Origin of the sequence: Roseateles oligotrophus, from assembly GCF_014204525.1 — a bacterium.
GTDB lineage: Bacteria > Pseudomonadota > Gammaproteobacteria > Burkholderiales > Burkholderiaceae_C > Paucibacter_A > Paucibacter_A oligotrophus_A.
This window is the reverse complement of the sequence record NZ_JACHLP010000001.1, coordinates 1-18,405: the sequence shown is the minus strand read 5'-3', so window position 1 is coordinate 18,405 and position 18,405 is coordinate 1. Positions and strand designations below refer to the sequence as shown.

General features: G+C 67.4%; 14 protein-coding genes. 10 read left to right on the top strand and 4 right to left on the bottom strand.

The genetic code is table 11. From position 1 onward, the window contains the following. The first annotated feature begins 123 nt into the window (after positions 1-123). Positions 124-1,683: a UbiD family decarboxylase domain-containing protein gene (locus tag HNP55_RS00070; protein WP_184294727.1), complete on the top strand. Its 1,560-nt coding sequence runs from the start codon at positions 124-126 to the stop codon at positions 1,681-1,683. Positions 1,684-1,868: 185 nt separating this feature from the next. On the opposite strand, the gene HNP55_RS00065 is transcribed toward HNP55_RS00070, so the two are convergent. Further along, a complete protein-coding gene (locus HNP55_RS00065) occupies positions 1,869-2,663 on the bottom strand; it encodes a YdcF family protein (RefSeq protein WP_184294724.1) in 795 nt (264 codons plus the stop codon). An 80-nt stretch (positions 2,664-2,743) separates the two neighbouring features. On the opposite strand from HNP55_RS00065, the gene HNP55_RS00060 reads away from it, so the two are divergent. From HNP55_RS00060 to HNP55_RS00035, 6 genes are all read left to right on the top strand, one after another. Then, positions 2,744-6,541, top strand: a complete 3,798-nt coding sequence (locus HNP55_RS00060; RefSeq protein ID WP_348648632.1) for a DUF748 domain-containing protein — start codon at positions 2,744-2,746, stop codon at positions 6,539-6,541. A gap of 51 nt (positions 6,542-6,592) precedes the next feature. Next, a complete protein-coding gene (locus HNP55_RS00055) occupies positions 6,593-7,273 on the top strand; it encodes an ABC transporter ATP-binding protein (RefSeq protein ID WP_184294719.1) in 681 nt (226 codons plus the stop codon). Beyond that, positions 7,270-8,511, top strand: coding sequence for an ABC transporter permease (locus HNP55_RS00050; protein ID WP_184294716.1), 1,242 nt, complete (start codon positions 7,270-7,272; stop codon positions 8,509-8,511). The genes HNP55_RS00055 and HNP55_RS00050 overlap by 4 nt, the downstream gene beginning before the upstream one ends. Positions 8,512-8,576: 65 nt before the next feature. Beyond that, positions 8,577-9,110, top strand: coding sequence for a DUF3299 domain-containing protein (locus HNP55_RS00045; RefSeq protein WP_184294713.1), 534 nt, complete (start codon positions 8,577-8,579; stop codon positions 9,108-9,110). 50 nt (positions 9,111-9,160) lie between these two features. After that, positions 9,161-9,520 carry a hypothetical protein gene (locus HNP55_RS00040; RefSeq protein ID WP_184294711.1) on the top strand — a complete coding sequence of 120 codons (360 nt, stop codon included), beginning with the start codon at positions 9,161-9,163 and terminating at the stop codon, positions 9,518-9,520. A 111-nt stretch (positions 9,521-9,631) separates the two neighbouring features. Next, complete coding sequence (locus HNP55_RS00035; protein WP_184294708.1) at positions 9,632-11,743, top strand: TonB-dependent receptor; 2,112 nt, start codon at positions 9,632-9,634, stop codon at positions 11,741-11,743. 43 nt (positions 11,744-11,786) lie between these two features. On the opposite strand, the gene pdxH is transcribed toward HNP55_RS00035, so the two are convergent. After that, complete coding sequence (pdxH, locus tag HNP55_RS00030; RefSeq protein ID WP_184294705.1) at positions 11,787-12,425, bottom strand: pyridoxamine 5'-phosphate oxidase; 639 nt, start codon at positions 12,423-12,425, stop codon at positions 11,787-11,789. Positions 12,426-12,616: 191 nt separating this feature from the next. Between pdxH and HNP55_RS00025 the strand changes: the two genes are divergently transcribed. Further along, positions 12,617-13,285, top strand: a complete 669-nt coding sequence (locus tag HNP55_RS00025; protein WP_184294702.1) for an NTP transferase domain-containing protein — start codon at positions 12,617-12,619, stop codon at positions 13,283-13,285. Positions 13,286-13,466: 181 nt separating this feature from the next. Then, positions 13,467-14,426, top strand: a complete 960-nt coding sequence (locus HNP55_RS00020; protein ID WP_246448077.1) for an amino acid ABC transporter substrate-binding protein — start codon at positions 13,467-13,469, stop codon at positions 14,424-14,426. A 16-nt stretch (positions 14,427-14,442) separates the two neighbouring features. Here HNP55_RS00020 and HNP55_RS00015 read toward each other — a convergent pair whose 3' ends face one another. Beyond that, entirely contained in the window at positions 14,443-15,795 is a 1,353-nt protein-coding gene (locus HNP55_RS00015) for a sigma-54-dependent transcriptional regulator (RefSeq protein ID WP_184294699.1), read from the bottom strand. Next, positions 15,788-17,692, bottom strand: coding sequence for an ATP-binding protein (locus tag HNP55_RS00010; protein WP_184294696.1), 1,905 nt, complete (start codon positions 17,690-17,692; stop codon positions 15,788-15,790). The genes HNP55_RS00015 and HNP55_RS00010 overlap by 8 nt, the downstream gene beginning before the upstream one ends. Positions 17,693-18,082: 390 nt before the next feature. Between HNP55_RS00010 and HNP55_RS00005 the strand changes: the two genes are divergently transcribed. Beyond that, positions 18,083-18,405, top strand: a 323-nt coding sequence (locus HNP55_RS00005; protein WP_409993717.1) for an ABC transporter permease subunit, incomplete at its 3' end; no start/stop codon positions are given.

Below are 18,405 nucleotides of genomic sequence, written 5' to 3'. Positions count from 1 at the left end.
GCTGCCTTCAAGCGCTTTCGCTGAAGGCACGGGTTAACCCTTGGATTCCCAAAGTTTCGGAAATTCTAGGGAGCAAAAATAACTCGTCAAGCTTTAGATAATGCTTTTATATTACCAAAAGATATGAAGTACAGAGATTTGCGTGACTTTATCCGCCGCCTGGAGGAGATTCAGGAGTTGCGGCGCATTGCCGAGCCGGTCTCGCCCGTGCTGGAGATGACGGCCCTGAGCGACCGTGTGCTGCGTGCCGAAGGCCCGGCCCTGTTGTTCGAGCGGCCCACGGGCTACAAGACCCCGGCGCTGACCAATTTGTTTGGCACGCCGCGCCGCGTCGCCCTGGGCATGGGGGCCGACAGCTTGCAGGAGCTGCGCGATGTCGGCCATGTGCTGGCCAGCCTCAAGGAGCCCGAGCCGCCCAAGGGCCTGAAGGATGCCGGCCGCCTGTTGAGCATGGCCAAGGCCTTGTGGGATATGAAGCCCAGCCTGGTCCGCAAGGCGGCCTGCCAGGAAGAGGTGTTGGAGGGCAGCGAGGTCGATCTGAAGAAGCTGCCCATCCAGACCTGCTGGCCCGGTGATGTGGCGCCCTTGCTGACCTGGGGCCTGGTGGTGACGCGCGGCCCGCAAAGCGTGGCCCAGCCGCGGCTGCGGCAAAACCTGGGCATTTACCGCCAGCAGCTGATAGGCCGCAAGCAGCTGATCATGCGCTGGCTGGCCCACCGGGGTGGGGCGCTGGACTTCCGGGACTTTGTCCTGGCCAATCCCGGCCAGCCCTTTCCCATCGCCGTGGCCCTGGGCGCCGACCCGGCCACCATTCTGGGCGCGGTGACGCCGGTGCCGGACAGCCTGTCCGAATACCAGTTCGCCGGCCTCTTGCGCGGCTCGCGCACCGAGCTGGTGGACAGCGGCGTGGGCGAGGGCGGCCGCATGCTGCAGGTGCCGGCCAGCGCGGAGATCGTGCTGGAGGGCCATATCCCGGTGGCCGCGCCGGGCTTCACCGGGGTCAGCGAAGACGGCGTGCCGCTGAAGGAAAAAGGCGGCTATCTGCACGCGCTGGAAGGCCCTTACGGCGATCACACCGGCTATTACAACGAGCAGGACTGGTTCCCGGTGTTTGAGGTCAGCCGCCTGACCCAGCGGCCCGAGCCCATCTACCACTCCACTTACACCGGCAAGCCGCCGGATGAGCCGGCGATTCTGGGCGTGGCGCTGAACGAGGTGTTTGTGCCCATTCTGCAAAAGCAGTTCAGCGAGATCGTGGACTTCTATCTGCCGCCCGAGGGCTGCAGCTACCGCATGGCGGTGATTTCCATCAAAAAGGCCTACCCCGGCCATGGCAAGCGCCTGATGTTCGGCCTGTGGAGCTATCTGCGCCAGTTCATGTACACCAAGTTCATCGTCGTGGTGGACGAGGACATCGATGTGCGGGACTGGAAGGAGGTGGTCTGGGCCATCACCACCCGCATGGACCCGGTGCGCGACTGCACCCTGGTGGACAGCACGCCGATCGACTACCTGGACTTCGCCTCGCCCATCAGCGGCCTGGGCGGCAAGATGGGGCTGGACGCCACCAACAAATGGCCGGGCGAAACCACACGGGAATGGGGGCGCGCCATCGAGATGAGGCCCGAGGTGCAGAGCAAGGCCGATCAGATGTTTGACCGTCTTTTTTCGAACAAGCCTTGATTCGTCCTTGAATTGCCTGTTGGCCTCACCTAGATTTTGGAGGCCTGTGCAAGGCAAACCCTCTGGCGCAATCATTGCGCGCCAGGAGCCCTCGAGCAAATCGCCCGAGAGCCCCATCGGTGGCGTCAGCCACCCGCCCCTCTGGACCTTCGGGTCGAGAGGGGTTTCTCATTTGGGGTTTCACTTCAGCGACCCGCCAGCAGCCCCAAGCCCTCGTACACCGCGTACTGCACGCGCTGCAGGCCCTCCCAGCTCGGAATCCAGTCTTCCCAGTCGGTCTGCCCGCCTTCGGCGGCCAAGCCCAGCGGAGCGGCAATGATTTCGAGCTGGCCCTGGCTTTCGGCTTGAAAGGCCCGCAGAGCCCGTGGCATATGCATATCGTGGGTGACCAGCAGCACCTTGTGAATGCCCTCGGCCTTGAGCAGGGGCAGGCTCAGCCTGGCGTTCTCCACCGTGTCCCTGGACTTGCTCTCAAGCCAGCGAAACTGGCTTAGATACTCTTTTTGAACGGCTGCTTGGGCCAATTCGCCTTCGCTGAGCTCGCCTTGCCTGGCGTTCCAGCCTATGCCACCCGAAAAGCCCAGCGGTGCCTGCAACTGGCGGGACAGCCAAACCCCGTATTGAAGCCGCTCCAGGCTGCGAGTTTTCAGCCGGGGGCCGAGGTATTCAGGCACCATCCGGCGGGCTCCCGCCCCCAGCACCAGAATGGCGACGTCCTGGTTTTGCTGGGATTCGCTCTTCAAGGCCATCAGCTGTGCCCCACTCAGGCCGGGCGGCAGTTGCAAGACATGGCGGGCCAGTGCTTGCCCGGCCGCGTCGCTGCAACTCAGCCAGACGCCGAGCAGGCCGGTCAGCACCAGACCTCGGCCCCAAGGGCCTTGCCGCCCCTGCAGAACCAGGCCCAGCAGGGCGAGCAGCAAGAAGGGTGTGGGCGGCAGCAGGAGCGCCAGGACAAAAGGTTTCAAATCATGGGCGGTCATGGCGTTTTCTGCGCATATTCGATTGAAAATGAGGGCATCTGTCCTGGCCGGTCGAGCCGGTTTTCCGCAAAGCGCCCAACGTGTCCAAATCCGAATCCCCGAGCTCCCGCCCGCGTTTGAAATCCTGGCAACGCTGGCTGCTATTTGTTGTTGCCAGTGTTTTGTTGCTGATGATTGTCAGCTACCTCGTGCTGCCCCGGCTGGTCCAATCCCTGGGAGCCAAGGCGGGCAGCGAGGCGCTGGGGCGTGAACTCAGCATAGGCCGGGTCGAGTTTGCGCCCTGGCGCCTGGGGCTCAGCCTGCAGGATGTGCGGGTGGCCGGCCTGCCCGATCAGCGCGACCCTTTGTTGACCTTGGAGCGGCTGGAGCTGGACTTGTCCCTCAGTTCGCTATGGCATTTCAGCCCCGTGGTGGACGCCCTGAGCCTCCAAAAGCCGGTGCTGCGCCTGACGCGTACGGCCGAAGGGCATTACGACATCGATGACTTGATCGCCAAATTCAGCGCGCCCAGGCCTGCAAAGGCCAAGAGCGAACCCTTGGCGCTGGCGCTCTACAACATTGAGCTGCAAGACGGGCAGATCTTGCTGGACGACCAGCCTATGCAGCGCCGCCATGAGCTGAGCCAGCTGCGCCTGGCCCTGCCATTTCTGTCCACCGCCAATGCCGATGTCAAGGTCTGGGTGCAGCCGGCGCTGGCCGGCGCCCTGAACGGGGTGCATTTCGGCAGCCAGGGGGAGGTCTTGCCCTTTGCCGCCCAGCCCGAAGCCAAGCTCAATTTCAAGCTGGACGAGCTGGATCTGGCGCCCTATCTGGGCTATCTGCCCGCGGCCTTGCCCCTGCGCCTGGCCAAGGGCAAGGTGCAGGCCGAGCTGGCCCTGCAGTTTCAACAGCCGGCCAAGCAAAAGCCGCAGCTGACGGTGTCGGGGCAGATCAAACTGGCCGACTTCGCCTTGCAAAAACCCGACCAAAGTCCCTGGTTGGCCTGGCAGTCCTTGAGCCTGGGCCTGAAACAGCTGCAGCCCTTGCAGCAGCACATCGCCCTGGGTGAATTGCACTGGCAGGGTCTGGACCTGCAGCTGGACCGTGACGCGGCCGGCCATATCTGGTTGCCGACCGGCGCTGCGCCCGCCAAGCCTGCCCCAAGCAAGAGCGCGGGCGCGGCCTCGCCCTGGCGGTTCAGCCTGGATCGGTTCAAGCTGAGCGACTCGACGCTGGCCTGGCGCGATGCCGGCGTGCCCGGGCATATGGCCTTGAACCTGAGCCAAATGGAATTGGAGTTAGGCGCCGTCCAGTGGCCGATGAAGACGGCCAGCCGCCTGGCTTTTTCTGCGCAGCTGCGGCCCGTAACAGGCAGGGGGGCGGGGCAGGCGCAAGCCGCTGCCCAGCTCAAGGGCGAGGGCCAGATCGACCCGGCCGAGTTGACGGCCGGTCTGGCCTGGGAGCAACTGCCCTTGCAGTGGTTTGAGCCCTATTGGGCGGCGCAGACCCCGCTCAGATTCATGGCCAGTGCCGCGGGCCGCGCCAGTCTGAAGCTGGCCCAGCCCCTGGACGAGGACCCGCTGGCGCGCCTGAGCCTGGGCCTGCAAGACCTGCAAGTCGGGCAGCTGACGGTCTCTGCCCAAGGCGCCAAATCCGCCGACGCGCTGTTCAAGCTGGCCGAGTTGAAGCTGGACAAGGCCGAGTTGGACCTGGGCAGCCAGGCGATCAAGGCCGGTGAGCTGAGCCTGGCCAAACCCGATCTGCTGCTGGCCCGGGCCAAGGGTGCCGACTGGAATTTCGCGGCGCTGCTGCCAGCGGCCTCGGCCGCAGGGGGCGCGAAAAAGTCCCCTGCCACCCTGGCCTCAGGGCGGCCGGTCCTGAAGCTGTCGGCCCCCGAAGGCGAGGCCCGGCCCAAGGCAAAGCCCGCGTCCGCCGACTGGCAGCTGAACCTGCAAGCGCTCAAGGTCGACGGCGGCCAGCTGCGCCTGCAGGACGCGGCCGCGCCGGCCGGGGTGGCTTCGTTGAAGGCCGATCAGCTGCGCCTGCGCCTGGACGCCTTGGCCTGGCCGGGCGCATCGGCCGGCAGCGCCGCGCAACTGAGTTTCCGCCTGGGCGGGGTGCAGGCGGCGCAGCAGGAAGGGCGCCGTGCCGGCCGTCGCGTGCAGACCCAAATCGCCGCCGCTGCCGTGCCGGCCGGTAGTTTTGACTGGCGGGGCCGGCTGGTGCTGCAGCCGCTGAGCGCCAGCGGCAAGCTGCGGGCCGAGCGCCTGCCCCTGCATCTGCTGGCCCCCTATCTGGATCCGGCCCTGGGCCTTTCTCTGCAGCGGGCCGAGCTGGGCTTGCGCGGCGAGTTCAAGGGCAAACAGCAGGGCAGCGACTGGCTGGGCGAGGCCCAGGCCGATGTGCTGCTGACCGATCTGCGCTTGCAGCAAACCCGGCTGCAGGACGGCCAGCGGGTGCTGGGCGAGGACTTGCTGAACTGGCAGGCCCTGAATCTCGACGGCCTGCGCTTCGAGATGAAGCCCAGTCAAACGCCGCAGCTGGCGATTGCCGAACTGCGTTTGAGCGACTTCTTCGCCCGCTTGCTGATCGATGAGCAGGGCCGCTTCAACCTCAGCAGCCTGGGAGCCGAGAAAGAGGCCAAGGCGGTGGCTCCGGCGGCCGCTGCTTCGGCCGCCGCAGCGCTGCCCCTGCAGATCAGCGTCGAGCAGACCCGCATCAGCAAGGGCAGGGTGGATTTCACCGACCACTTTGTGCGCCCCAATTACAGCGCCCAGCTGTCCGAGCTGGAGGGCAGCTTGGGTGCGGTGAAGAGCGGCCAAGCTGGCTTGGCGCCCCTGCAACTGCGCGGCAAGGTGGCCGGGACGGGGCTGCTGGAGATCGATGGCCAGCTCAACCCCCTGGGCTCGCCCTTGCAGCTGGATGTGCGTGCCAGTGCCAGCGATATCGAGCTGGCGCCGCTCTCGCCCTATGCCGCCAAATACGCGGGTTATGCGATCGAACGCGGCAAGCTGTCCACCAAGCTGCAGTACAAGATCGAGGCCGGCGGCGCCTTGCAGGCCAGCAACCAGCTGATCCTGAATCAGCTGACCTTTGGCGAGGCCGTGGCCAGCCCCGACGCGACCAAGCTGCCCGTGTTGCTGGCCGTGGCCTTGATGAAGGACCGCAACGGCGTGATCGATGTGGATCTGCCGGTGTCCGGCTCCATCAACGACCCGCAGTTCAGCGTCGGGGCCGTGGTCTGGAAGCTGGTGCTGAACCTGATCGGCAAGGCCTTGACCTCGCCGTTTTCGCTGTTGAGAGGTGGCGGTGGCGATGATCACAGCCGCATCGCCTTTGCCCCCGGCAGCGCCACGCCCAGCTCGCCCCAGGCCCTGGACAAGGTGGCCAAGGCCTTGCTGGACAGGCCAGGCCTGAATCTGACCATCACCGGTTCGGCCGATCTGGAGCAGGAGCGCGATGCCATCCAACAAGCGCAGCTGAAGCGCGCCATGCTGGCGCAGCGCCGCTTGGAGTTGCAGCGCCGCCAGACGGCCAGCGCCGATGCCGAGGCGGCCGCGGCCGATCTCAGCCTCAGCGAGGCCGATCGCACGCGCTTGCTGAAGGCGGTGTACGAAGCCACCAAGCTGCCGGGCAAGCCGCGCAATATGCTGGGCTTGGCCAAGGATTTGCCGGCGGCCGAGATGCGCGGTCTGCTGCTGGCCAGCTACCCGGTGGACGAGGCCGGCGTGCGCGCCCTCAGCCTGGCCCGCGGCGTGGCCGTGCGCGACGCCTTGATCGCCAAAGGTCTGCCGAACAGCCGCATCTTCCTGGCCAGCCCCAAGCTGCACCACAGCGAGGCCGCAGGCAAGGGCGAGGCCTGGACACCGGCGGTGGAACTCAAGCTGGCCACCGATTGAGGCGGCTATGCTCTGCGCCTTGTTTTTCAAGCAGCCCGCAGCCCAAGCCTGATGAGTGACACCGGATCTCCCCCCCTGCTGCAGGTGCAAGGCCTCAGCCATCATTACCCCGGATCTCAGCGCAGCCTGCGTTTCGCCGATTTCGAGCTGGCAGCCGGCCAGCATCTGCTCTTGCGCGGCAATTCCGGCAGCGGCAAATCCACGCTGCTGGCCTTGCTGGCCGGCCTGCTGACGCCGGCCAGCGGGGAGGTCCGGGTGCAGGGCCGCGCCTTGAGCGGCTTGAGCCAGCGTCAGCGGGATGCCTGGCGGGGCGAGTTTCTGGGCTTTGTGCCGCAGCGCCTGCATCTCAGCCCGGCCTTGACGGTGATGCAGAGCCTGCAACTGCCCTTTCTCAGCGTGGGCCTGGCAGCCGATCTGCCGCGGGCCCAGGCCTTGCTGCAGCGGCTGGGCCTGGCCGAGATGGCTGGACGCCACCCCCATCAGCTCAGCGTGGGCCAGGCCCAGCGGGTCGCTCTGGCACGGGCCTTGATGCGCCGGCCGCGCCTGCTCATGGCCGATGAACCCAGTGCCAGCCTGGACGATGCCAACACCGCCCAGGTCTTGCGCCTGCTGCAGGAAGCGGCGGCGGAGCAGGGCGCCAGCCTGTTGCTCGCCACCCACGATGGCCGCATCGCCGCGCAATGGTCGGCCCGCAGCCTCGTCTTGCCGGACCTGGCCGGGGGTGCGGCATGAGGCTGTGGCGTCTGGCCTGGACTTATCTCTGGTCGCAGCCCCTGACGGCGGCCCTGAATCTGCTGCTGCTGAGCCTGGGCCTGGGGGCGATCACGTTTGTGATGCTGGTGTCCGAGCAGATCGAGGCCGGGGCCAAGCGCGATCTGCAGGGCATCGATCTGGTGGTGGGCGCCAAGGGCAGCCCGATGCAGATTCTCTTGTCGGGCGTGTTCCATCTGGATGTGCCCACCGGCAATATTCCCTTGGCCGCGCTGGAGAGCTTGCGTGCCCATCCGCTGGTGGCGCGGGCCGTGCCCCTGTCTCTGGGTGACAGCCTGCGCGGCTACCGCCTGGTGGGCACGACACCGCAATATCTGGACTTGAGTGGAGCCTCCTTGGCCCAGGGTCGCTTGTGGGAGGCGCCCATGCAGGCCGTGCTGGGGGCCGAGGTGGCACGCGAGCTGGGTTTGCGCCTGGGCGACCACTTCGCCAGCAGCCATGGCCTGGGCGGGCAGGGCGATGCCCATGCCGGCCAGCCCTACACGGTGGTGGGCATCTTGCAGGCCGGTGGCGGCGTGCTGGATCGCCTGGTCCTGACCGATCTGCGCTCCGTCTGGGCCGCGCATGAGTCGCATCACCCGGCCGGGGCCGAGGACCCGCACGATGAGCATGAGGATCATGGCGAACACGGCGATCCTGCGGCCGAGCCGGCGCGTGAAATCACCTTGCTGCTGCTCAGCTACCGCAGTCCGCTGGCCGCCATCAGCCTGCCGCGCTGGGTCAATGCCCAGCCGGGTTTGCAGGCCAGCGCGCCGGCGCTGGAGACGGCCCGCCTGCTGCGCATGGTGGGGGTGGGTGAGGAGGTCTTGCGGGGCTTTGCGGCGCTGATGCTGCTTTCGGCCGCGCTCTCGGTATTCGTGACCTTGTTGCATGCGCTGCGGGCAAGGCAGGGCGATCTGGCCATGCTGCGCATGTTGGGGGCGCCACCCTGGCGGGTGGCGGCCTTGCTGAGCCTGGAGGCCATCAGCCTGGCCGGCTTGGCCGCTGCGCTGGGCCTGGCCCTGGGTCATGGGCTGGCGGCGGCTCTGGGCCAGTTGCTGGCGGCGCAGCAATCTCTGCCTGTCAGCGGCCTGTGGTGGGCGGACGGGGAGTGGCTGCTCCTGCCCCTCGCCCTGGGTCTGGCCTTGCTGGCGGCCGCTTGGCCGGCCTGGCGGGCCTATCGACTTGATGTGACCGAGTTGCTGCAGGCGCCGCGTTGATGCTTCGTTAAGGGAGAGCAGGCACAATGGCGGCCCGACGCAGCCTTTGACTTGAAACCGCGCGCATGAATCACCTGCCCTCCATTTGCCTGCCAGCCCTGCGCGCCTTGCTGCTGAGCTGCGCCTTGGCGGGTAGTTGGCCCGGCCTGGCCTGGGCCCAGCCCGCGCCGGTGCTGGGCCAGGGCCCTGGTTATCACGACCCCCGCAGCCCGTTCAAGCCGCTGCAGGAGCAGGAGGGCGTGCTGAGCTGGAGCTTGCTGTCCTCGGTGACGACCAAGGCCGACAAGACCCGGCTGATCCCCATCTTCCCGGCCGCCGTGCGGGCGCTGGACAAAAAAACCGTCAGGGTCCAGGGCTTCATGATGCCGCTGGAGCCGGGCGATAAGCAGCGTCATTTCCTCTTGTCTTCCGTGCCCACCAGCTGTTCTTTCTGCGTGCCGGCCGGACCCGAGGGCTTGATCGAGGTGCGCAGCAAGCAGCCGGTGCGCTACAGCCTGGAGCCGGTGCTGGTCGAGGGCGTTCTGGCGGTCTTGAGTGACGACGCTTACGGCCTGTTCTACCGCCTCGCCGAGGGCCAGGCCCTGGCCTACAAGCCCTGAATTTCCAAGCCATGCATCGCGCCGCGCCGCCTTCAGCCACAGGCTCAAGCTTGAACCTCAGGTTCTGGCTCGCTTTGCTGCTGGCGCTGTGCTTGCTGAGCATGCAGGCCCTGGGTCAATGGCACCGCATGGTGCACAGCAAGCCGGCGCTCGCGACGCTGGCCCTGGGCCAGGGCGGCAGCGCATCGCTGGCCTCGCCCGATGGCAGCTTCTGGGGCCACCAGGCCGGTGATGCCGCCTGTCATCTGCTGGATCAACTGGGCCAGCATCAGCTGCCCACGGCCGGCTGCGCGCTCGGCCTGCTGCAAATGGCGCAGGGCGATGCCCCCGGCCTGCAGCCCTCCAGCGCGGCGGCGCAGCTGTTCTGGAAGCGCGGTGCGCGTGCGCCCCCCTCTCGATTGATGGCTTGAACCTGAGGCCTCGGCCGAGCGCGCTTGTTGCGGCTCGGTGCCCGGCTCCATCCTCCCCATCATTTGTCGCGCTGTCGGCCCGGAGCCGTCGCGCGCCTGCACGAGATTTCCATGCAAACGACTTTTTTCGCGCGCCGGCCCCTGGCCCTGGGCGCCCATCTGCTCTGCTTGAGCCTGGCCACCTTGCCCTTGATCAGCGCGGCGCAGCAAAGCGCCGCCAGCCCGGCCGTATTGCCGGCCGAGGCCACTTCGGCCGGGACCTCAAAGCTGGAGCGCGTCATCACCACCGGCAATCCCTTGCGCAGCGCCGACCTGGCCCAGCCGGCCGATGTGCTGTCGGGTGATGCCTTGATCCTGCGCCGCGGCGCCACCCTGGGCGAGACCCTGGACGGTCTGCCCGGTGTGGGCGCCAGTTACTTCGGCCCGAACAGCAATCGGCCCACCATCCGCGGCCTGGACGGCGACCGGGTGCGCATGCTGAGCAATTCCGGCAGCTCGGTCGATGCCTCCAGCCTGAGCTTTGACCACGCCGTACCCCTGGACCCGCTGCTGGTGGAAAAGGTCGAGGTCTTGCGCGGCGCGGCCGCCTTGCTCTACGGCGGCAATGCGGTGGGCGGGGTGGTCAACACCCTGGACAACCGCATCCCGCGCAAGGCCTTGGGCAGCTTCGGCGGTGCGGCCGAGCTGCGCCTGGGCGGCGCATCCGGTGAGCGCAATGCCGCCCTGCTGCTGGAAGGCGGTACGGGCGAGGGCCGGGACGGCCTGGCCTGGCATGCCGATCTGTCGGGCCGTCGTGCCGGCGACCAGCTTACGCCGCGCTTCAGCAGCGTGGACGGCAGCAGCCGCCATGTGCGCAACTCGGCCTCGGACAGCCATGGCGGCGCGCTCGGCGCCTCCTATGTGTTTGCCAATGGCTTTGCCGGCCTCTCGCTGGACGACTACCGCAGCGAGTACGGCGTGACGGTGGAGCCCGATATCAAGATCAAGATGCAGCGCCAGCGCCTGGCTGCTGCCGGTGAGTGGCGTGCGGGCGAGGACAAGAGCGCCTTGCTGCAGCGTCTGGGCTGGCAGCTCAGCCGCAGCGATTACGAGCACAAGGAGATCGAGGGCACGGGCGAGGTCGGCACGGTGTTCAAGAGCCGGGGCAATGATCTGCGCCTGGAGGCCGAGCACCGCGCCTTCGGCCCGGTGCGCGGTGTGCTCGGCTTGCAGTGGGAGAAGTCGGACTTCTCGGCCCTGGGCGAAGAGGCCCTGGTGCCCAGCTCACGCACGCAGAACAGCGCCGTCTTCCTGCTGGAACAGTACGAGGCCGGCCCCTTGAGCCTGTCGGCCGGTGCGCGGGCCGAGGCGGTGCGCGTTGACAGCGATGGCGATGCCGCCGACGCGGCCGAGCCCAAGTTCGGCGCCGCCAGTCGGCGCGAATTCAAGCCGCGCAGCTTCTCGCTCAGCGGCAGCTACGCCTTGAACAGCGTGGCCCCGGGCCTGAGCCTCAACCTCAATCTCAATAGCAGCGAGCGGGCGCCCATGTTCTACGAGCTGCATGCCAAGGGCGTGCATGTGGCCAGCGGCGCTTTTGAGCGTGGCGATGCCAATCTGGGCCTGGAGAAAGCCAGGGGCCTGGACCTGGGTCTGCAGTGGAAGACGGCCGGTCAGTTGCTGCGCCTGAACGTCTACCAGACCCGTTTTTCCAGCTATATCGCCCTCGATGCCACCGGCGAGACGCATGCCGAGCCGGGCGCCGAGGCGCTGCCGGTTTACGCCTTCAAATCGGTGCCGGCCTTGCTCAAGGGCTTTGAGCTGGAAGGGCGCTGGACCTTGCCGGCGCAGTGGCTGCCGGGCGCCTTGTTGAATCTCTCGGCCCAGCTCGACGGCGTGCGCGGCGAGAACCGCGCCACCGGCGAGGCCTTGCCGCGCCTGGCGCCCTTGCGCGCCACCTTCGGCCTGGACGCTCAGCAGGGTGCCTGGTCGGGCCGGCTGGAATGGCGCCTGGCCGCGCGCCAGGACCGCGTGCCGGTGCTGGACAAGCCCACCGCCGGCTACGGCATCGTCAAGCTGAGCCTGGCGCGCCAGTTCATGCTGGGTAGTAGCGACGCGCTGTGGTATCTGAAGCTGGACAATCTGACCAATAAGCTGGCGTACAGCGCTGCCTCGGTGGCCACCATCCGGGACCTGAGCCCCTTGGCCGGGCGCTCGCTGCACACCGGGGTGCAGGTTCGCTTCTGAGCGATCAGCGGGGGCAGGCAAGACCTGACCCCCGCTGGGCGGCTCAGGGGGCCAAGCGCTCCTTGAGCCAGTGGCCGGCCTCATCCTGGCGGTAGCTGATGCGGTCATGCAGGCGCGATTTGCGGCCCTGCCAGAACTCCCAGCGCTGCGGCAGCAGACGGAAGCCGCCCCAGTGCGGTGGCCGCTGCGGGCTCAGGCCATGCTGTAGCGCGGCCTTGGCGGCATTGGCCACCAGCACGCCGCGCGAGGCGATCACCTGGCTTTGCGGCGAGGCCCAGGCGCCCAGGCGGGAGTCCAGCGGGCGGGAGTGGTAGTAAGCGTCAGATTCGGCGGCATCCACCTGGCTCACCACGCCCTCGATGCGCACCACCCGCTCCAGCTCCACCCAGTGGAACTGCAGGGCGGCGTGCGGGTTGCCGGCCAGCTCCTGGCCCTTGCGGCTGTCGTAATTGGTGAACCAGACAATGCCGCGCTCGTCAAAGCCCTTGATCAGCACGATGCGGGTCGAGGGCCGGCCTTGTGCGTTCACCGTGGCCAGGGTCATGGCATTGGGCTCGGGAATCTCGGCAGCCAGGGCCTGGTCCAGCCATTGCCTGAATTGGCTCAGGGGTTGATCGGCGGCGACGCTTTCGTCCAGCTCGCCCTGCTCATAGCTTTTACGCAGATCGGATAATTTGCTCATGGGCATAAGTATGCGATGTTTGCGAGGGCCTGCCGCAGAGCCCGGGGCGGATGTCCTGCTGGCTCGTAGAACACCTTAGGTGTTGGCCCCAGTTCCGCGCCCAGGCCCTGGGCGGCATGCTGTGGACTCAAGAGTTAGCCCGGCAAGAGACCGGGCCAGAGTGAGGGATTTCTAAAAGTGAGTTCAGGCTGATGACTAAAAGGCGACCTGCTGTGGTCGTGCTGGCGGCAGGGCGCGGCATACGATTTCACGGCTCCGGCCACAAACTGGCGCAAAGGCTGGGGCAGCCGGCGGAGACTATGGCCGGGCTGGAGCCCGAGGGCGCTGCCGACTTCGCCGATCTCAGCCAGGACACCGTGCTCTCGCGCAGCCTGCGCCATGCCATCGACAGCGGCCTGCCCGTGGTGGTGGTGACCACGCCCAAGCTGGCGCCGCTGGTGCAGCGCTGGGTGGCCAGTGCCGATGTGGTGGTGCGCCCCGATTTCGACGCCCAGGGCCGGCCCACGCCGGTGGGCATGGGTTATTCCATCGCGGCCGGCGTCAGTGCCAGCGGCGATGCCGATGGCTGGCTCATCATGCCGGCCGATATGCCCTTGCTGCGTCCCAGCAGCATCCTGGCGGTGGCCGCGGCCATCGAGCAATACCCGGCGGCGTTCGCCCAGTACAAGGGCCGCCAGGGCCACCCGGTGGGCTTCAGCCCCGAGCTGTATTCCGAGCTGCTGGACCTGCAGGGCGACGAGGGTGCGCGCCGCATCCTGGCCCGCTACCCCTCGCAGGCGGTGGAGCTGGACGACCCCGGCATCCTGGTGGACGTGGACACGGTCGAAGACCTGGACCGGCTGCGCAGCCAAAAGGTCTGAGGCCTGCCGCGCCAGCCCGGCGCCTGCCTCAGATCGCCCCGTGTTGGCAAGCGGGGTTAGGCCGCTTGTGGGGATCTGTTGCATGAGGACAATGGCCGGCGTCGCGCTGCCCGCGCCCTTGGATCCCATCTTGCCGCTGCCTCGCCCTTTATTCACACGCCCCTCTTGCGCTGCTGCTCGCTTGGCGCTGATCTTGTCGGCGGCCTGCTTGGGGGCCGGCAGCAGCTGGGCGACCGGCTCGGCCGGGGCGAGTGCCAGCGCCAATGCAGGGTCGGCGGCGACCAGCAACTCCGCGTCCGAGCAGGATTCGCCCACCTTGCGCAAGATCCGCGACACCGGCCTGATCGTGCTGGGCTTCCGGGTCGCCTCGGCGCCGTTTTCCTATCTCGACGCCAAGCTGCGGCCGCAGGGCTATTCCATCGATCTGTGCCAGCAGGTGATCGCGGCGCTGAAGAAGCGCCTGGACATGCCGGAGCTGGAGGTCAAGCTCCTGCCCGTCAGCTCGGCCACCCGCATGCCGCTGGTGGGCAATGGCTCGGTGGACCTGGAGTGCGGCGTCACCACCAATACCAGCGAGCGGCAGAAGACCCAGGCCTTCTCCCTGACCACTTTTGTGGCCGAGAGCCGTTTGCTGTCCAAGCGCGTGGCCGAGGTGCGCACGCTGGAAGACCTGCGCGGCAAGGCGGTGGCCTCCACCATCGCCACCACCAGCATCCAGTTCCTGCACCTGGCGAATCAGGCCCACAAGCTGGACTTGCGCATCCTGGTCGGCCTGGATGACCGCGATGCCTTCCGCTTGCTGCAGACCGACCGCGCCGCCGCCTACGCCATGGACGATGTGCTGCTGCGCATGCTGCTGCTGACGGCGCCGAACCCGTCCGAGTTCGTGATCTCGGACGAGGCCTATTCGGTCGAGCCCTATGCCATCGGCCTGCCGCGGGATGATGCGGTCTACAAGGCCTTGGTGGACGGTGTCATCGCCGGCCTCTACCAGCGCGGCGAGATCCAGGCCATCTACAAGAAGTGGTTTCTCTCACCCATCCCGCCGCGCGGCATCAATCTGCAGCTGGCGATGAGCGAGGCCTTCAAAAAAGTCATTGCCAAGCCCACGGATTCGCCCGATCCGGCACATTACCGCTGAACGCAAACGCCGCGCTTCAGCGGAACTTGTCCAGCTCGATGCCGTGCCGGTTGAGCTTGTCGTACAGCGTCTTCTTGGCCGTACCCAGCATCTCCATGGCCGCCGGGATGCGGCCCTGGCATTTGCGCAGCGCCTGTTCGATCAAGGCTTTTTCCACCTGATCCATCTGCTGGGCCAGGCTGCTGCCCGGCGCGGCGGGCTTGTCGGCCTCCTCGCTGCAAGCGCCTTCCTTGCTGTCGATGGCCAGCACAAAACGGTCGGCCGCATTGCGTACCTCGCGCACATTGCCGGGCCAGTCGTGGGCCAGCAATTCGCGCAGGCGTTGCGCCGAAAGCTCGGGGGCCTGGCGCTCGTAGCGGGCACAGGCCTGGGCCACAAAATGCTCGAACAGCAGGGGGATGTCCTCGCGCCGCTCGCTCAGCGGCGGCAGCTGCAGCGTCGCCACATTGAGGCGGTAGTAGAGGTCGCTGCGGAACTTGCCCTGCTCGCTCAACTGCCGCAGATCGGCCTTGGTGGCGGCGATCACCCGCACATTGATGGGCAGCTCGTCGTTCGAGCCCAGGCGCTCGACCTTGCGCTCCTGCAGCACCCGCAGCAGCTTGATCTGCAAGCTCATGGGCATGGTCTCGATCTCGTCCAGCAGCAGGGTGCCGCCGTTGGCATGTTCGATCTTGCCGATGCGGCGTTTGCCGGCCGAGGTGTAGGCGCCGGGTTCGTGGCCGAACAGCTCGCTCTCGAACAAGGCCTCGGGCAGGCCGCCGCAGTTGATGGCGACGAAGTTGCGGTCGCGTCGGCCGCTCTGGTCGTGCAGGCAGCGCGCCACCAGCTCCTTGCCGGTGCCGGTCTCGCCCAGAATCATCACGTCGGCCGAGGTGTCGGCCAGGTTCAGCACCTGGGCACGCAGCTGCTGCATGGTGGGCGAATTGCCCAGCAGCACCGCCTCCATGCCGCTGCGCCGCTGCAGCTGGCCGCGCAACTCGTCCACCGCCACCTGCAGCACCCGCTTGTCCAGCGCGCGCTTCAGCGTGTCGACAAAGCGCTCGGGCGCGAAGGGTTTTTCCAGGAAGTCGTAGGCCCCGCTGCGCATGGCTTGCACGGCCATGGCCACATCGCCATGCGCCGTCACCAGCACCACGGGCATTTCGGCATCGGTCTTGATCACATGGTCCAGCAGGGCCAGGCCGTCCATGCCGGGCAGGCGCACATCGGTGGCGACGACGATTTGCGCGCCGGCCTGGATATGGGGCAGGGCCTCTTCGGCGCTGCCGCAGGCCATCACGTCCAGGCCCTCCAGCTCCAGGGTCTGGGTGAGGCTGGCACGGACGGGCGGATCGTCTTCGACAAACAGGACTTTATAGCCTTCAAACATGGGGGTCTCGGGGGATTGCTTCCAGATCAAATTCAAACGTCATGCCCGTGGCGGGCGGCGGATTGGGGCGGGCGCGCAGATGGCCGCCGAACTCGTGCACGATTTTCGACGAAATCACCAGGCCCAGGCCCAGGCCCTGGCCGGCCGGCTTGGTGGTGAAGAAGGGCTCGAACAGGCGCGGCAGCAGGGCGGCTGGGATGCCGGCGCCGCTGTCGCTGATGCGCACGGTCAGGCGCGTGCCGGTCCTCTCGGTGCTGAGCCGCAGCTGCTTGGCGCTGCCGGCCTGCATGGCGTCCAGGGCATTGCCCAGCAGATTGACCAGCACCTGCTCCAGGCGGTTGCCATCGCAGAGCACGCGCAGGCTCTCGTCGACCTCGATGTGCAGCTGGATCTGCTCGGCCTGGATGCGGTGCTCCAGCAGCAGGCGCGCGCCCTTGATGGCGGCCAGCAGCGAGACCGGTGCCTGCGCGGCCTCGGCCTTGCGGGCAAAGCTTTTGAGCTGGCGGGTGATGCTGCCCATGCGCTCCACCATCGCGTCGATGGCGCGCAGATTCTCGGCCACCGTGGCGCCGCGGCCTTTCTCCAGCAGCAGCAGGCTGTTGCGGGAGAGGGCGCGCATGGCCGTCAGCGGCTGGTTGATCTCGTGCGCCAGGCCGGCCGACATCTGGCCCAGCACGGCCAGCTTGCCGGCCTGGATCAGCTCGTCCTCGGCCTTCAGGCGCTGGCTGATCTGGTGCTTGAGTTCCTCGTTGGTGCCGCGCAGCTCATGCGTGCGTTCGCTGACCTGGCGCTCCAGCTCGGCATGGGCGCGCTGCAAGGCCTCGCTGGCGCGGAACAGCTGCTGCACCGCCCGCCGCCTGAAGGCCAGATAGAGCGCCACCAGGCCGATGGAGGTGCCCACCGCCGCGCCGCCCCAGGCGGCATAGCGTGCATGGCGCCAGACCTCGCTGGGGTCCGACAGCGTCACCAGGCGCAGGGCCAGGGGCACGACGGCGCGCTCCTGGGCCAGCAGCAGATGGCGCGCGCCCGGCTTGGCCGAGCCCTCGGCCACCGGGTCCTGCACCTGCACCAGGCTGGTCTCGCTGCGCACCAGGCCTTCGATGGCGATGCCCAGTCCGGCCAGCATGGGGCCGGCGTAGCGGCCGCTGGCCAGCAACTCCTGGCGCAGCTCGGGCCTGCTGTGACCCAGCAGGTGGTACTTCCATTCCGGCACCGAGGACATGATGACCACATCATGGCTGTCTACCACCAGCAGGCGTTCGCCCTGGGAGCGCAGGCCCTGGTCCACCCAGATGGCCTCCAGCGGCGCCAGATTCAGCTTGGCCACCACCCGGCCCAGATCGCGGCCCTCGCGCTGCAGGCTTTGGATCAGGAAGTAGTCGATGCTGCCATTGCTCGCGTCGGCGGCAAAGAACTGGCCGGCACCCGAGCTGATATGCGTCCCCAGGCGCTGCATCAAGGCGTCCGCCGGGGCGCCGCTCTTGGCGGGATAGTCCGCGCTGGAGGCCACCACCCGGTTCTGGGCGTCGATGATGAAGATCAGGCCCAGGCCGGCGCGCACATTGATGCGGGCCAGCTTGCGGCTGCTGCGCTGGCGCAGGGCGGCGTCCTGCGGGGCGTTCAGCACGGCCATCATGTCCTGGTCGATGGCGATCAGGCTGGGCAGGTAGTCGTAGCGGGCCAACTGCGCCTCCAGGCTGGCGGCGTAAAGCTCCAGGCGCTCGGCCGCCACGGCGGCCAATTGCTCCATGCCGGCGCGCTCGCTCAGGCGGTGACCCAGGGCCAGGCCCAGGGCCATCAGCACCAGGGTCAGGCTGGCCAGGATGCTGGGCTGGCTCCAGTAACGCACCGCCCGCTCGCGCCAGCCCAGCTCACGCAGACGTGATGATTCGGCCATATCGGAGGATGCGGAGGAGGGCGGGCTGGCGTTGCTGGCATGCATACAGGCCGCTAGTGTGCCCAAAGCTGCGCGCGCTGTGGCCTCAAGCAGGCTGAGCCGCGCCAGGCTTCGCCGCTGCGCCGCCCGGCCTGGCGCAGCCAGCCTGTCCGGGGCAGGGCCGCTTCGTGCCGAACTTCACACGCGCCGCGGCGGCCTGGTGCCGATTTCCACACGCGCAGGCCCGCACGCCGGGCCGCATCGCCTTCGCTCCCATGGGGAGCTCTCGGTGAATACCCGCAAAGCGTGATTTTTGGCATGTGGCTTGCGACTGTTCAGGCACAGACCCGCGTCTTCCGGCTCGCTGGAGGCGTCGTAGTCATCCGCAAATATTTTTTAGGAAGACAGGCCATGGAAACTTTTTTGCAACAGATCATCAATGGTCTGGTGCTCGGCAGCATGTACGCCCTGGTGGCGCTGGGCTACACGATGGTGTACGGCATCATCAATCTGATCAATTTCGCGCATGGCGAGATCCTGATGGTGGGGGCCTTGGTGAGTTGGACCGTGGTCTCGGCCCTGGCCGACTCGGGCCTGCCGGGCTGGGCGCTGATGCTGATCGCCCTGGTCTGCGCCGTCGTGGTCTGCGTGACGTTGAACTTCGTGGTCGAGAAGATCGCCTACCGGCCGCTGCGCAATGCCCCGCGCCTGGCACCCTTGATCACCGCCATGGG

Excerpts from the sequence above, each read along its gene's own strand:
- HNP55_RS00055 (WP_184294719.1), top strand. The coding sequence starts at position 6,593 with ATGAGTGACACCGGATCTCCCCCCCTGCTGCAGGTGCAAGGCCTCAGC.
- HNP55_RS00025 (WP_184294702.1), top strand. The coding sequence starts at position 12,617 with ATGACTAAAAGGCGACCTGCTGTGGTCGTGCTGGCGGCAGGGCGCGGC.
- HNP55_RS00070 (WP_184294727.1), top strand. The coding sequence starts at position 124 with ATGAAGTACAGAGATTTGCGTGACTTTATCCGCCGCCTGGAGGAGATT.
- pdxH (WP_184294705.1), bottom strand. The coding sequence starts at position 12,425 with ATGAGCAAATTATCCGATCTGCGTAAAAGCTATGAGCAGGGCGAGCTG.
- HNP55_RS00015 (WP_184294699.1), bottom strand. The coding sequence starts at position 15,795 with ATGTTTGAAGGCTATAAAGTCCTGTTTGTCGAAGACGATCCGCCCGTC.
- HNP55_RS00065 (WP_184294724.1), bottom strand. The coding sequence starts at position 2,663 with ATGACCGCCCATGATTTGAAACCTTTTGTCCTGGCGCTCCTGCTGCCG.
- HNP55_RS00050 (WP_184294716.1), top strand. The coding sequence starts at position 7,270 with ATGAGGCTGTGGCGTCTGGCCTGGACTTATCTCTGGTCGCAGCCCCTG.
- HNP55_RS00010 (WP_184294696.1), bottom strand. The coding sequence starts at position 17,692 with ATGGCCGAATCATCACGTCTGCGTGAGCTGGGCTGGCGCGAGCGGGCG.
- HNP55_RS00045 (WP_184294713.1), top strand. The coding sequence starts at position 8,577 with ATGAATCACCTGCCCTCCATTTGCCTGCCAGCCCTGCGCGCCTTGCTG.
- HNP55_RS00035 (WP_184294708.1), top strand. The coding sequence starts at position 9,632 with ATGCAAACGACTTTTTTCGCGCGCCGGCCCCTGGCCCTGGGCGCCCAT.